This is a genomic window from Pseudomonas sp. RC10 (assembly GCF_038397775.1).
Taxonomy (GTDB): Bacteria; Pseudomonadota; Gammaproteobacteria; order Pseudomonadales; family Pseudomonadaceae; genus Aquipseudomonas; species Aquipseudomonas bambusae.
In genome coordinates, this window is record NZ_CP151650.1 from 5,362,401 (window position 1) to 5,377,006 (window position 14,606).

Here is a 14,606-nt window from a genome sequence, read left to right on the forward strand (position 1 = left end):
TCGCCACAGTCGGGCATCCCGCACCACTTGATCTGATCGTACCCAGGGAACGCGCACTTCATGAATGCAGCAAAACGTCTGGAAATCTTCCGCCGTCTTCACGAGGACAATCCTGATCCTAAAACGGAGTTGTCCTACAGTTCTCCCTTTGAGTTGCTGATTGCAGTCATTCTCTCGGCGCAAGCGACTGACGTCAGCGTCAATAAGGCCACAGCGCGGCTCTACCCGGTCGCCAACACCCCTCAAGGCATTTACGCGCTAGGGGTTGAGGGCCTTTCGGACTACATCAAAACCATCGGACTCTATAACAGCAAGGCAAAGAACGTGATCGAGACCTGCCGCATGCTGGTCGAGCTTCATGGCGGCGAGGTGCCGCAGACGCGTGAAGCGTTGGAAGCTTTGCCTGGCGTGGGCCGCAAGACGGCCAATGTGGTGCTCAATACGGCTTTCAGGCAGTTGGCGATGGCGGTTGATACGCATATTTTCCGAGTGAGCAACCGGACAGGCGTTGCGCCCGGAAAGAATGTCGTTGAGGTCGAGCATAAGCTCATGAAGTTTGTGCCGAAGGACTATCTGCTGGACGCCCATCACTGGCTGATCCTTCACGGCCGATACGTGTGTGTGGCGCGCAAGCCTCGTTGCGGCAGTTGTCGGATCGAGGACCTGTGCGAATACAAGGCAAAAACCTCCGACGATTGAGCGATAGCGTTTTTGTTCTTCAATCGATTGAAAAAATCTTTTTTACCCGCTCGATGTTTGTCGCTATAAGGTCCGCCAAAGACAGTCTCAGCTGGAGTCAACTTTATGAGCGATGACAAAGAGCAGTTGGACGTAGACGATGACTTCGTGCCCGGAGACTCCGACGAAGCCGCGCAAGTACCGGTAGAAACTGCAAAGACCAATCTCAGCAAGCGCCGCACCATCGACAACCTGCTGGAAGAGCGCCGACTGCAAAAACAGCTGGCAGACTACGATTTCGATCTCTGATCGGCCTTCCGTTCAAAGCCTCTCCATGACGTGAGAGGCTTCAGCCGTTCGGCAGGAATTCTCAATTGAAACAAACTGTGCTCTCTCGATAAGGCTTGACGGTCCCGGGGCACCTGCCGCCGCTAGACAAGCCCGTTACGCTGCGCGAGCTCAATCAGATCGACCAGTGAATGAGCGTTGAGCTTTAACAAAAGACGCGTTTTGTAGGTGCTGACAGTCTTGTTGCTCAGAAACATACCGTCTGCAATTTCCTTGTTCGTCCTGCCCCTCGCGAGTTGCTGCAACACCATCATTTCTCGCCCTGACAGCCGATCAACCATCTCAGCCTCACTGGCGTTGCCCAGGCTGGATCGAACGGTGTGCAGCGCCTGGTTAGGGAAATAGCTATAACCCGACAACACCGCCTTGATAGCGCTCAGCAGCTCGGTCAAATCCTGCTGCTTGCAAACGTAGCCAGCGGCCCCTGCCTGCATGCACCGCATCGAAAAGTGCCCCGGTGACTGAGAGGTCAGGATCAGCACTTTGAAGGGCAGCGTCATGGCTGTGAGCCGGGCAATGACCTCCAACCCATCCAGCTTGGGAATACCAATGTCCAGAATGACGATATCGGGCAGATGCTCACGGGCCAGTTGCAGCGCGTCTACCCCGTTGTCCGTTTCCGCGATGACCTCATACCCGTGCCGCTCCATCAGCATGCGTACGGCAAGCCGAATGACCGGGTGATCATCTACGATCAACACTTTATTCATGTGCAGTCCATTCTTTTGCTGTTCGAATTTTCAGAGCCCGCACAATAGCTTAGTCGTTTAGTGCTTTGCATGGCGCTCCTCCCTATGGACTAGCAGGCAAAGACCTTTCCTACTCAAGCAACAGAAAAGTCCTACAAAACCCGCCTCATCCGGTTTCACTTTTGGATACTTCGTCATCTTTGGCCTACTGATCATGCATCGCCCTGTCCAAGAATGTGAATACGTGCTGGAGCGAGTGCTGCAACCAATCATTACAACGCATCGATGCCTTACCGCGTATCGGGTCGCGATATCCTTCTCGACGCAACATCCTGACAAGCTTGTCGAGCGCGCTGCTCATTCAAAAATTCGCTCGCAGGACCACATGCCTCCTACCCTCCACGCACCGAAAATGCCAATCCCGCACATACGATTTGTTACGCTCCCGTCAGCGCATGACGAACAGAATGACTGATCTTCAGAATATGCCGAACCTTCAGTCATGCCATAACGTATCAATCATAAAACATTGCTAATTACAACTGATTCAGAAAAACAAGATAGGGTTTTAAAATATACGTTCAAACATATAGTTTCCTATATATAAATATTTAGCGAAATCTCCTACGCAGATATCAGCAACGTCTGAAGCACCAGCCCCGCCTAGCAGCAAGGTTAGCAGCCTCTCTGCAATCCGACAGGAACGTTCCTCAACACCTTCAAATGACAACGGGGGGAGCCCTCAAATGACAGTATTGCGGCGATCATTTTGAGGGTATATGCCGACCAGTGTTCTTCCGCCTTTCACGTAATACCATATCGACTTATAAATCCAGCCAACTTCCGACAAACCAGAAAAATACTACAGCACTAGAAGACTGTAATGCCGCCCATGTAAGACCTCAAAGTAATTACAGAAACAAATAGTGGAATTTGTATTTTTTACTTGCCAAAGCCCCAACCAATGGTTACTTTTTTCTTCAGCCAGCCTTTAAGTTTCAGCCAATAAATACAACTGCGCGCCCCCATTAATTACTGGGCACTTCTCGCCGTCATTTACTTACTTCCTCGCCTGGCACCCACGCGCGAGCTGCGCCCGGCTGAATTGCATCCGGCGTGCCCGGCTTGAAACTCAGTTGATCAAGGACGCGGGCCCCGACGTGGCGCCGTATATATCAACACGTTCAAAGGCATTAACCATGACTAAGAAAACAGGAGTTTCTCCAGCAACTAACCTTCCCCCACTTAAATTGGCGGAAGCCATCGAAGCCTATATGGCCCAAGGCGGAACCATCGACGTCGTGCCAGAAGGAGAATCAGGTGAAACGGCCCTGGAGGCCGATAAAAAAGGCACCGACGCCGACCTACAAGCGCAACTGGCCTCAAAGGTGGAGCAACTCAAAGGGCTGGTCGCCAAAGGCGCGGGGGTATCGGCGCTTCAATACACGCTGCGCATGAACCGCAAGGAGATCAAGCGTCTGGCGAACGAACACGGTTTGAAGATTCGTTACAGCCGTCCCGTCAGGGGGTCGCGCATCCCTCGCGGGGGAGAAATGCCGCCAATCGATGACACGATCGCCGGTCACGCCATGCACTTTTCAACCCTTGGCTACACCGTGCCTGAGATCGCTCAGCTGTTGGACCTGAGTGTGAGAGATGTCTGGAATATGGGTAAGGCCTATCGGTTCGAATTCAAAAACGCCCCCATTATCGACGCCCCTTCTCCTCCGCTCACCGAGGCACCGGAATCATGAACTCGACGATTTGTCGCGTTGCCACCCATGTACACCGAGAGGCAGCGAATGAGTGCTTTCGTGCGCCGCTGAGACTCGGCTCGGAAACATAAGACGCAGGAGGCTAAAGGACGAGACCGCAGCAAGATAGGCTGACTGGGGCTCTGAACGGCGCAGCCCCGAATGGAGCTGCGCCTGAGGACAACGACGCGATCAGAACAGCTTGCGGTTCTTGTTCGCGGCAATGCGCATGCGCAACGCATTGAGCTTGATGAAGCCCGCCGCGTCGGCCTGGTTGTACGCACCGCCGTCTTCTTCGAAGGTCGCGATGTTGGCATCGAACAGCGAATCGTCGGACTTGCGGCCGGTGACGATCACATTACCTTTGTACAGTTTCAGGCGAACGACACCGTTCACGTGGGCCTGGGAGGCGTCGATCATCTGTTGCAGCATCAGACGCTCCGGGCTCCACCAGTAACCGGTGTAGATCAGGCTGGCGTATTTCGGCATCAGCTCGTCTTTGAGGTGGGCGACTTCGCGGTCCAGGGTGATCGACTCGATGGCGCGGTGAGCACGCAGCATGATGGTGCCGCCCGGAGTTTCATAGCAGCCACGGGACTTCATGCCGACGTAACGGTTTTCGACGATGTCCAGACGGCCGATGCCGTGCTCGCCGCCGATGCGGTTCAAGGTCGCGAGAACGGTGGCCGGGGTCATTTCGACGCCGTCCAGCGCAACGATGTCGCCATTGCGGTAGGTCAGTTCCAGGTACTGCGCCTTGTCCGGAGCGTTTTCAGGGGAAACGGTCCAGCGCCACATGTCTTCTTCGTGCTCGGTCCAGGTGTCTTCCAGCACGCCGCCCTCATAGGAGATGTGCAGCAGGTTGGCGTCCATGGAGTACGGGGATTTCTTCTTGCCGTGACGCTCGATCGGGATCGCGTGCTTCTCGGCGTAGTCCATCAGCTTCTCGCGGGACAGCAGGTCCCACTCGCGCCATGGAGCAATCACTTTCACGCCTGGCTTCAGTGCATAAGCACCCAGTTCGAAACGCACTTGGTCGTTGCCCTTGCCGGTCGCGCCGTGGGAAATGGCGTCGGCACCGGTTTCGTTGGCGATTTCGATCAGGCGCTTGGCGATCAGCGGACGTGCGATGGAGGTACCCAGCAGGTACTCGCCTTCGTAGACGGTGTTGGCGCGGAACATCGGGAACACGAAATCACGCACGAATTCTTCGCGCAGGTCGTCGATGTAGATTTCTTTGACGCCCATGGCTTGCGCCTTGGCGCGTGCTGGCTCGACTTCTTCGCCCTGACCCAGGTCAGCGGTAAAAGTCACCACTTCGCAGTTGTACGTATCTTGCAGCCACTTCAGGATCACCGAAGTATCCAGGCCACCGGAATACGCGAGAACTACCTTGTTAACGTCCGCCATGCCATCACTCCAACGCGTTGTACGGAAAACCGCTGATTCTACCGTTCAAACACGTGGATTTACAGTGTCGCGACAGCTTCTGACGACGAAGCGACAGAATCTGTCGAACACACGACCCGTTTACACCTTCGGGGCGTTGTTTCCAGCGGCGGCCGTGGGGGCTGGTGTCGCTGCCGGGGCCGGGACGGCAGGCGGGGTGATAGGCGCTGGGGCTGCCGTCGGCGCAACGGCCGGTTTTTGCTCGGCGACGCGATCAAGGTGAATGTTCACCCGACGGTTACGGGCGCGGTTGGCGTTGTTGGTGTTGGGCACCAGCGGGTACTGCTCGCCGTGGAAACGCAGGGTGATCTGCTCTTCCGGCACGCCTTGGGCCTTGAGGTAATCCATGACGGCCAGCGCACGACGCCGCGACAGGTCGCGGTTGGTCAAACGGTTGCCGCTGTTATCGGAGTGCCCATCCAGCTCCACCCGATTGACCGTCGGATCAGCCTTCATATAGGCCAGCACGGTGTCGAGGTGTCGTTTAGCCTGGGCATCGAGGTCGATTCCCCCACTGGGAAAGCCGATCTCCGCCTGACGGACCTGCTCGAAGTTCATGGGTAGCAGTTTCGCGGTGCACAGCTGAAAGTCGCTGTACGCCTGGCTGAATTTCACTGGCAGGAGACGGACTTCCATCGCACCGCCACCGTCGCGCAGCGCATGGCGAATGACCGGACTGCGGCCTTCCATCAACCCTGCGATCAACCGCCCGGCCTGCGCCTGGCTGGTATTGAACGGAATATTGCCGTTGCTGACCTTGACCGCCCCGAGGTTGAGATCTCCCCTTCCCGGCTGCCACGGTGCTGCCGCTGCGATCAGCGTTGCGGACCCCGAAGCCAGGCTGTAACCGTTAGCCTTCAGTCGGAACGTAGGCTGCTCACCCGCACGACGCACGAACTCGCCCGCACCGAAATCGGTGATCGGTTGAGTCAGACGACACTCGAATTGGTCGCCCTCTACCTTCCACTCGATATTCTCCAGACGCGTCTGGAAAGTGAGAGCCACGGCCGGCAGGCTGGCAAACACGCTGAGCAGGGCTAGATATCGCTGGCGCACGGGAGGCTCCACTAAAAAATTCACCGCGTAACAATTTATCGCTTACACGTGTCTATCGGTTACTTCCTACAAAACTTGATAGCGAGTGCCTGGATGAGTCTTTTCCGGTAGCATTCCCAGCGAGTTTGCCCGCCTGGAATCCCCCAATGTCCGACCGCCTGACCCTCCTGCGCCCCGACGACTGGCATATCCATCTTCGTGATGGCGCTGTTTTGCCCCACACCGTCGCTGACGTTGCGCGCACCTTTGGCCGCGCCATCATCATGCCGAACCTCGTGCCGCCGGTACGCAACGCGGAGCAAGCCGATGCCTATCGCCAGCGCATCCTCGCTGCCCGTCCGCTTGGCAGCCGCTTCGAGCCGCTGATGGTGCTGTACCTCACTGACGTGACGCAGCCGGAAGACATCCGCGCTGCCAAGGCCAGTGGCTTTGTGTATGCCGCCAAGCTGTACCCGGCTGGCGCCACCACCAACTCCGATTCGGGCGTGACCAGCGTCGACAAGATTTTCCCGGTCCTCGAAGCGATGGCCGAAGTCGGCATGCCGCTGTTGATCCACGGCGAAGTGACCCGTGGCGACATTGACGTGTTTGATCGCGAAAAGATCTTCATCGACGAACACATGCGTCGTGTGGTCGAGCGTTTCCCGACGCTGAAAGTCGTGTTCGAACACATCACCACCGGCGATGCCGTGCAGTTCGTCAACGAGGCTTCGGCCAACGTCGGCGCAACCATCACTGCGCACCATTTGCTGTACAACCGCAACCACATGCTGGTGGGCGGGATTCGTCCGCACTTCTATTGCCTGCCGATCCTCAAGCGCAACACCCACCAGGTCGCGCTGCTGGACGCTGCCACCGGCGGCAGCAAAAAGTTCTTCCTGGGCACTGACTCGGCGCCGCACGCGCAGCATGCCAAAGAAGCCGCTTGCGGCTGTGCCGGCTGCTACACCGCGTACGCGGCGATCGAGCTGTATGCCGAAGCGTTCGAACAACGCAACGCGCTGGACAAGCTCGAAGGGTTCGCCAGCCTGAACGGCCCGGCGTTCTACGGCCTGCCCGCCAACACCGACACCATTACTTTGGTCCGTGAAGAATGGACCGCCCCTGCCAGCCTGCCTTTTGGCGAGCTGTCCGTTATCCCGCTGCGCGCCGGTGAGACACTGCGCTGGCGCCTGCTGGAGGAACACGCGTGAGTGAAGACCATTACGACGACGAACAGGAAGGTTCTGGCGGCGGTACAGGCTCCAGGCATCCGATGGCAGCACGCTTTCGTGGCTACCTGCCGGTCGTCGTCGACGTAGAAACCGGCGGTTTCAACTCGGCCACCGATGCGTTGCTGGAAATTGCCGCGACCACCATCGGCATGGACGAAAAGGGTTTCGTGTTCCCGGAACACACCTACTTTTTCCGCGTCGAGCCGTTCGAAGGCGCCAACATCGAAGCCGCGGCGCTGGAATTCACTGGCATCAAGCTCGATCACCCGCTGCGCATGGCTGTGAGTGAAGAAACCGCGCTGAATGACATCTTCCGTGGCGTACGCAAGGCGCTGAAAGCCAATGGCTGCAAGCGGGCGATTCTGGTCGGCCATAACGCCAGCTTCGATCTGGGCTTTCTGAATGCCGCCGTTGCGCGACTGGACATGAAGCGCAACCCGTTTCACCCCTTCTCCAGTTTCGACACGGCGACGCTCGCGGGCTTGGCATACGGCCAGACCGTGCTGGCCAAGGCCTGCCAATCGGCGGACATCGACTTCGACGGTCGCGAAGCCCACTCGGCTCGTTACGACACTGAAAAGACCGCCGAGCTGTTCTGCGGCATCGTCAACCGCTGGAAAGAAATGGGCGGCTGGCACGACTTCGACGATTGATATCTCCTTCTCGTGCGTAAAGACCGGCCCGCGTGGCCGGTTTTTTTGGGCTCATCCCTCCATGTCAAGCTAGTTGTCTTCTGACCACTCATCGGCCTTCAGCAGATGTTCAGGAAGTAGTTTTGACAAGCATTCTCATTAACATTAGTATCCGTCGCACATGAGCAAATAACTCAGCGACGGTCTTTTATTTATGTATGTCTGCCTTTGCCAAGGTGTTACCGACGGACAGATCCGCGAAGCAATCATGGAAGGATGCTGCAGTTACCGTGAAGTGCGCGAGACCCTGGGTGTCGCCAGCAAATGTGGGAAATGTGCCTGCCTGGCGAAGGAAGTGGTGCGTGAAACCCTGACTGAACTGCAAACGTCACAGGCCGCCCTCGCCTATCCCGCGGAATTTTCTGCTGCGTGATTCAACGAATTAAAAGAAACCGGACCCGTGTCCGGTTTTTTTATGCCGGTATTTCAAGCGCTTAGCGATAAGATGCGGAACACAAACATTCTTATTCCTATTTATTTTCACTTATTATTCAATAACTTAGGTTTGACAGGGGATTATTCGAAGCTCAAACTTGCGGCTTATATACGAACATCTTCGACAGGACCTCGATCATGAAAGGCGACATTACAGTCATCCAGCATCTCAACAAGATCCTCGGAAACGAGCTGGTCGCGATCAACCAGTATTTTCTGCATGCGCGCATGTACGAAGATTGGGGCCTGAACAAGCTGGGCAAGCACGAGTACAAAGAATCCATCGACGAGATGAAACACGCTGACAAGCTGATCAAGCGCATCCTGTTCCTGGAAGGCCTGCCCAACCTGCAAGACCTGGGCAAAATCCTTATCGGCGAGCACACCAAGGAAATGCTGGAGTGCGACCTGAAGATCGAGCGTAAAGGCCACGCAGACCTGAAAGCCGCGATCGCTCACTGCGAAACTGTTGGCGACTTCGGCAGCCGTGAGCTGCTGGAAGACATTCTTGAGTCCGAAGAAGAACACATCGACTGGCTGGAAACCCAGCTGGGTCTGATCGACAAGGTCAGCATCGAGAACTACCTGCAATCGCAGATGGGCGAAGAAGACTGATCTCAGCCTGATCCTCTCAAAAAAGCCCCGCCCGGTGATGAACCTGGCGGGGCTTTTTGTTGGGTGTCGAACACTGCTCGGGAAGCACCCACAAAAAAGCCCCGTATCTCCTGAAAGACCGGGGCTTTTTACCAACAACCCAATCAGGCCGTTGCGTTTTTCTCGACCGCAGCCTTGATCAAGGTCTGCAACTCGCCTGCTGCGTGCATCTCAATGATGATGTCACTGCCGCCGACCAGCTCGCCGTCTACCCACAGTTGTGGGAACGTCGGCCAGTTCGCGTATTTCGGCAGGTTGGCGCGAATCTCAGGGTTCTGCAGGATATCGACGTACGCGAACTTCTCGCCACACGCCATCAAGGCTTGGGACGCCTTCGCCGAAAAGCCGCACTGCGGGGCATTCGGAGCGCCTTTCATGTAAAGCAGAACGGTGTTTTTGGCAATCTGGTCTTTGATCGTTTCGATGATATCCATGGAGCACCTCGGCTTAACTTTACGACTGTATGAGTCGACACGGTGGCGCATTCTAACCGATTCCCTAGCGTAACGCTCGGTCTTGGCTTTAATCGGCCTCATAAATATGATGAGCGTCATGCCGCTGCGACAGTGACCGGCACCCCGTTCAGCGCGGCGTTCCCGGACAGCGCGTCCATCTGCCGCTCGTCAGTCAGGTCGTTTGCACTCTCACCCGGTTGATCGCGGGCAATGTCCATTTGCACCCCTGGCCGCCCATGCCCCCACCCATGAGGCAGGCTGACCACACCGGGCATCATGTCGGCGCTGCCCATCACCTCGACCTCGATCATTCCCACCCGCGAACTCACCCGCACTCGCTGCCCGTCGCTCAGGCCGCGGGTGGCCAGGTCGTCCGGGTGCATCAGCAATTGATGGCGTGGCTTGCCTTTCACCAGCCGGTGGTAGTTGTGCATCCACGAATTATTGCTGCGAACATGACGCCGTCCAATCAGCAACAGCTCATCCACTGACGGCATTACAGCGGTGGCAAAGCGCACCAGATCGGCCAGGATCACCTCTGGCGCTGCCTGAACGCGCTGATTGGGCGTTTTCAGCCGCGTGGCGAGATTGGGCTTGAGCGCGCCCAGGTCCAGCCCATGAGGGTGGTCATGGAGCGTTTCCAATGACAGCTTCATCGCCGAGGCATCGCCATAAAAGCCTGCGCGCAATCCACGATCCACCATTTGAGCCGGAGGAATCGTGGGTTTCAGCTCACGCTCGGCGTGCGCGGCGAAGGCCTTGGCCAGCCCGACGAAAATCTCCCAGTCATGCAGTGCTCCCTCAGGCTTGGCGAGGATGGCACGATTGAAGCGGGTGACGTTGCGCACCGCGAACATGTTGAACGTTGTGTCGTAATGATCGTTTTCCAGCGCCAAGGTCGAGGGCAAAATCAGATCGGCGTGGCGCGTGGTTTCATTGATATAGAGATCGACACTGACCATGAACTCCAGGCCATCCAGCGCCTGATCGAGCTGACGACCGTTGGGCGTCGACAATACCGGATTGCCCGCCACCGTGATCAACGCCTTCACCTGCCCTTCGCCTTCGGTGAGCATTTCTTCCGCCAGCGCCGACACCGGCAGCTCGCCGCTGTATTCGGGCAGACCCGAGACACGGCTCTGCCAGCGATTGAAACCGCCGCCCGAGGTCGAGGCCACCAGATCCAGTGCAGGCTCAGTGCACAGCGCGCCGCCGACCCGGTCAAGGTTGCCAGTCACCAGATTGATCAACTGCACCAGCCAATGACACAGCGTGCCGAACGCTTGCGTCGAAATACCCATCCGCCCGTAACACACGGCGCTTTTCGCACCCGCGAAATCCCGCGCCAGTTGCCGGATGTCTTCGGCCGGCACCCCGCAACGCAGGCTCATGGCGTCCGCGTCCATGTGCGCGATGGCGGCCCGCACTTCTTCGAGGCCATCGACCGGCAGATGGGTGTCGCGGGTCAGGCTTTCGGCGAACAGCGTGTGCAGCACGCCGAACAGCAGCGCCGCGTCGCCACCGGGGCGGATGAACATGTGTTGGTTGGCGATGGCAGCCGTTTCGCTACGCCGAGGATCGACCACCACGACTTTGCCGCCCCGCGCCTGAATCGCCTTCAAGCGCTTCTCTACGTCGGGCACGGTCATGATGCTGCCGTTGGAGGCGAGCGGGTTGCCGCCCAGAATCAGCATGAAATCGGTGTGGTCGATGTCCGCGATGGGCAGCAACAGGCCGTGGCCATACATCAGGTAGCTGGTGAGGTGATGGGGCAATTGGTCGACGGATGTCGCGGAGAATCGGTTGCGGGTTTTCAGCAGACCAAGGAAGTAATTGCTGTGGGTCATCAGCCCGTAATTGTGAACGCTCGGATTGCCCTGATAGACCGCGACGGCGTTCTGCCCGTGACGCTGCTGGATGTCCAGCAGACGTTCGGCCACCAGGTCGAACGCGTCCTGCCAGGCGATGGGATGCCACTCGCTGCCCATACGGCGCATGGGCTGTCGCAGGCGGTCCGGGTCGTTCTGGATGTCTTGCAAAGCCACCGCTTTCGGGCAGATATGCCCTCGGCTGAACGTGTCTTGCGCGTCGCCCTTGATCGAGCTGATACGCACGCTGGCATCGTCTTCAAGGGTGGTTTCGATGGTCAGGCCACAGATGGCCTCGCACAGGTGACAGGCACGGTGGTGGAGAGTCTTGGTCATCGCCAGTCTCATGTTTTTGTGTGGCGATCGGCGTGATCGCGGAAACAAAACTATGGAGCCTGGCGCGGCACTTCGCCAGAAACGTCAGTGCCGTGAATCGGACAGCATCAGGCGAGCCGATAGCTCACCTGAGCGAAGGAGCGGGGATCAGGAAGCCGAACCGCCGATAGGCGTGACGACCTTGCGCTTCAGCTGAATCTCATGAACGGTCTCGACCTGTTCCTGGGAGACCTGCACGCCCGTCAGTTCGCCAATCAAACGCCAATGGTCATCCAGTCCGGCACTGATGGTGGCCATGCGGTCGATCATGCGGCGTCCTGCCGAACGGGTCACTTCATCTTCACTGCGCATCAGCTCGAACGACATCGACGTCATGGAAGCAGTGAGGTGCGTGAGGGTGCGAGCCGTAAGCCCGAGCAGTTCCGTCAGTTGTTTCTCTTTTGAATCCATTCCCCACCCCTTCTGGAGGACATAAGCGGCCTTTATAACCCACGCCACACGTTTAGGAAACGTCCCGGTTTCCACGGCGTGAAGCATGTCGCATTAGGTTCAGCAGCATTTTGAAACTGTTGCAAAAACGGCAGCAATTGCCAGTGTCCAGCGAAGCGGTGTACAACCTTTGCCCTTCGCGGTGGACGCAGATGGCGAATTGCCTTCGCTGCGTACGCAACTGTAGCACTTCGTTACATGAAAAGCGTCCTGACCACGCCATTTTCAAGCGACCGGACGTCTGACATTTTTTTTCGAACATGCCGGGCCTTGGCACGAGGCGACATTTTCTTATACCCTCGCGCCTTCCCTATTCGTCGCCCCGTGCGGCTTTTGCCGCAGGTCTCGCCCGTTTTCCCGATAAAACCCGGCTTAGAGGATCTGCGGTCTGTTGCAGACAAGGTAGTTAATGATGATCACCAGGCACTTTCTCTCGATGATGGATTACACGCCAGACGAACTGGGCGCCGTGATCCGTCGAGGCATTGAGCTGAAGGACTTGCGAAATCGAGGCGTGCTGTTCGAGCCGCTGAGAGGTCGAGTGCTGGCCATGATCTTCGAGAAATCTTCGACTCGGACTCGCATTTCGTTCGAAGCCGGCATGATCCAACTCGGCGGTCAGGCCATCTTTTTGTCGCCTCGCGACACCCAACTGGGGCGTGGCGAACCGATTGCCGACGGCGCGCGCGTCATGTCGCGCATGGTCGATGCGGTCATGATCCGCACGTTCGCCCACAGCAACCTCATCGAATTCGCTGCAAATTCCCGTGTGCCTGTGATCAACGGCCTGTCCGACGACCTGCATCCGTGCCAGTTATTGGCCGACATGCAGACCTTCCTCGAACATCGCGGTGCGATCAAAGGCAAGACCGTGGCCTGGATCGGCGACGGCAACAACATGTGCAACAGCTATATAGAAGCGGCGATCCAGTTCGACTTCCAACTGCGCGTCGCCTGCCCTGAAGGCTACGAGCCGAGCCCGCGCTTCCTGGCGCTGGCCGGTGACCGCGTGACCGTGACCCGCGACCCGCGTGAAGCGGTCAAGGGCGCGCATTTGATCAGCACCGACGTCTGGACCTCCATGGGCCAGGAAGAGGAAACCGCCAAGCGCATCGCGCTGTTCAAGCCTTTCCAGGTCACTCGCGAACTGCTCGATCTGGCCGCTGACGACGTGCTGTTCATGCACTGCCTGCCTGCCCACCGGGGTGAGGAGATCAGTGAAGACCTGCTCGACGACCCACGTTCAGTGGCGTGGGATCAGGCGGAAAACCGTCTGCATGCGCAAAAGGCGCTGCTCGAATTTCTGGTGGCGCCTGCCTACCAACCTGCATGAGTGAGCCGATGCTGCTGCAACTGCGTGAGCTGGCCTGCGGTTATCAAGACCAACGCGTGGTGCAGAACCTGAATCTGCACCTCAACGCGGGAGACATTGGCTGCCTGCTCGGCTCGTCGGGCTGCGGCAAGACCACTACGTTGCGCGCCATCGCCGGTTTCGAACCGGTGCACGCGGGTGAAATCACCCTCGCGGGCGACGTCATCTCCAGACCCGGCTTCACCCTCGCGCCCGAGAAGCGCCGTATCGGCATGGTGTTTCAGGACTACGCGCTGTTCCCGCACCTGACCGTCGCGGACAACATCGCCTTCGGCATTCGGAATCATCCGCGCCTGGCACAGGTGGTCGAGGAAATGTTGGCGCTGGTCAACCTCGGCGCGCTGGGCAAGCGGCATCCACATGAGCTCTCGGGCGGCCAGCAGCAACGCGTCGCCTTGGCGCGGGCATTGGCACCGGAACCGCAATTGCTGCTATTGGACGAACCCTTCTCCAACCTCGATGGCGAGCTGCGCCGACGTTTGAGCCATGAGGTGCGCGACATTCTCAAGGCCCGAGGCACCAGCGCGATTCTGGTGACCCACGATCAGGAAGAAGCCTTCGCCGTCAGCGATCAGGTAGGCGTGTTCAAGGAAGGACGCCTTGAACAATGGGATACGCCCTACAACCTTTATCACCGACCGGCTACGCCCTATGTCGCCAGTTTTGTCGGCCAGGGCTACTTCATCCGTGGGCAAATGATCGATGCGCAATCGGTGCAGACCGAACTCGGCGTACTGCGTGGGACCTGTGCCCGTGAACATGCAGGCTCGGTCGATGTGTTGCTGAGACCGGACGACATCACGTATGCGCCGGACAGCCCGGTGAAAGCCCGGGTCATCAGCAAAACCTTTCAGGGCGCCGTGACGCTGTATCGCTTGCAGCTGCCAAGCGGGACGCCACTGGAAGCCTTGTTCCCCAGCCATGCTGATCTGCACGCGGGAGATGACGTCGGTATCCGCGTAACGGCTCAGAATCTGGTGCTGTTTCCTGCGTCCTGACGAACACCCTCGCTGGAGTTGCGAACACAGTCCCTGTAGGAGCGAATTCATTCGCGAATAGATCGTACAGCCGATGAAGGTCTGCCGCCTGCACCGCCCTCTCGCGAATGAATTCGCTC

Annotated in this window: 15 protein-coding genes; 9 read left to right on the plus strand and 6 right to left on the minus strand. The window is 57.8% G+C overall.

From position 1 onward, the window contains the following. Positions 1-60: 60 nt before the first annotated feature. Both nth and AAEO81_RS24255 read left to right on the plus strand, forming a co-directional pair. Positions 61-699: an endonuclease III gene (gene nth / locus AAEO81_RS24250; RefSeq protein ID WP_341959553.1), complete on the plus strand. Its 639-nt coding sequence runs from the start codon at positions 61-63 to the stop codon at positions 697-699. A 105-nt stretch (positions 700-804) separates the two neighbouring features. Next, a complete protein-coding gene (locus tag AAEO81_RS24255) occupies positions 805-987 on the plus strand; it encodes a hypothetical protein (protein WP_166593457.1) in 183 nt (60 codons plus the stop codon). Between the two features lie 122 nt (positions 988-1,109). Here AAEO81_RS24255 and AAEO81_RS24260 read toward each other — a convergent pair whose 3' ends face one another. Beyond that, positions 1,110-1,736, minus strand: coding sequence for a response regulator transcription factor (locus AAEO81_RS24260; protein ID WP_166593458.1), 627 nt, complete (start codon positions 1,734-1,736; stop codon positions 1,110-1,112). 1,178 nt (positions 1,737-2,914) lie between these two features. On the opposite strand from AAEO81_RS24260, the gene AAEO81_RS24265 reads away from it, so the two are divergent. Further along, on the plus strand, positions 2,915-3,469 hold the full coding sequence (locus AAEO81_RS24265; RefSeq protein WP_341959554.1) for a hypothetical protein: 555 nt from the start codon (positions 2,915-2,917) through the stop codon (positions 3,467-3,469). A 192-nt stretch (positions 3,470-3,661) separates the two neighbouring features. Here AAEO81_RS24265 and AAEO81_RS24270 read toward each other — a convergent pair whose 3' ends face one another. Both AAEO81_RS24270 and AAEO81_RS24275 read right to left on the minus strand, forming a co-directional pair. Further along, positions 3,662-4,879 (minus strand): argininosuccinate synthase, encoded by a 1,218-nt coding sequence (locus AAEO81_RS24270; RefSeq protein WP_037012287.1) that lies wholly within the window; start codon positions 4,877-4,879, stop codon positions 3,662-3,664. 120 nt (positions 4,880-4,999) lie between these two features. Next, positions 5,000-5,974, minus strand: coding sequence for an OmpA family protein (locus AAEO81_RS24275; protein ID WP_341959555.1), 975 nt, complete (start codon positions 5,972-5,974; stop codon positions 5,000-5,002). Positions 5,975-6,120: 146 nt separating this feature from the next. On the opposite strand from AAEO81_RS24275, the gene pyrC reads away from it, so the two are divergent. The 4 genes from pyrC (at position 6,121) to bfr (ending at position 8,930) form a co-directional block, all read left to right on the plus strand. Beyond that, positions 6,121-7,167 carry a dihydroorotase gene (gene pyrC, locus AAEO81_RS24280; RefSeq protein WP_341959556.1) on the plus strand — a complete coding sequence of 349 codons (1,047 nt, stop codon included), beginning with the start codon at positions 6,121-6,123 and terminating at the stop codon, positions 7,165-7,167. Continuing rightward, complete coding sequence (rnt, locus tag AAEO81_RS24285) at positions 7,164-7,841, plus strand: ribonuclease T (protein ID WP_166593463.1); 678 nt, start codon at positions 7,164-7,166, stop codon at positions 7,839-7,841. Before pyrC ends, rnt begins: the two co-directional genes overlap by 4 nt. Positions 7,842-8,034: 193 nt before the next feature. Next, complete coding sequence (locus AAEO81_RS24290; RefSeq protein ID WP_166593464.1) at positions 8,035-8,253, plus strand: bacterioferritin-associated ferredoxin; 219 nt, start codon at positions 8,035-8,037, stop codon at positions 8,251-8,253. Between the two features lie 200 nt (positions 8,254-8,453). Next, positions 8,454-8,930 (plus strand): bacterioferritin, encoded by a 477-nt coding sequence (gene bfr / locus AAEO81_RS24295; protein ID WP_166593465.1) that lies wholly within the window; start codon positions 8,454-8,456, stop codon positions 8,928-8,930. 143 nt (positions 8,931-9,073) lie between these two features. On the opposite strand, the gene grxD is transcribed toward bfr, so the two are convergent. The 3 genes from grxD to AAEO81_RS24310 form a co-directional block, all read right to left on the minus strand. Further along, on the minus strand, positions 9,074-9,403 hold the full coding sequence (gene grxD, locus AAEO81_RS24300) for a Grx4 family monothiol glutaredoxin (RefSeq protein ID WP_341959557.1): 330 nt from the start codon (positions 9,401-9,403) through the stop codon (positions 9,074-9,076). A 116-nt stretch (positions 9,404-9,519) separates the two neighbouring features. Next, complete coding sequence (locus AAEO81_RS24305; RefSeq protein ID WP_341959558.1) at positions 9,520-11,628, minus strand: molybdopterin oxidoreductase family protein; 2,109 nt, start codon at positions 11,626-11,628, stop codon at positions 9,520-9,522. Positions 11,629-11,775: 147 nt separating this feature from the next. Beyond that, a complete protein-coding gene (locus AAEO81_RS24310; RefSeq protein ID WP_166593468.1) occupies positions 11,776-12,078 on the minus strand; it encodes a hypothetical protein in 303 nt (100 codons plus the stop codon). Positions 12,079-12,529: 451 nt separating this feature from the next. Between AAEO81_RS24310 and argF the strand changes: the two genes are divergently transcribed. Next, positions 12,530-13,450, plus strand: a complete 921-nt coding sequence (gene argF / locus AAEO81_RS24315) for an ornithine carbamoyltransferase (protein WP_341959559.1) — start codon at positions 12,530-12,532, stop codon at positions 13,448-13,450. After that, complete coding sequence (locus tag AAEO81_RS24320) at positions 13,447-14,487, plus strand: ABC transporter ATP-binding protein (RefSeq protein WP_341959560.1); 1,041 nt, start codon at positions 13,447-13,449, stop codon at positions 14,485-14,487. The genes argF and AAEO81_RS24320 overlap by 4 nt, the downstream gene beginning before the upstream one ends. Positions 14,488-14,606 lie beyond the last annotated feature (119 nt).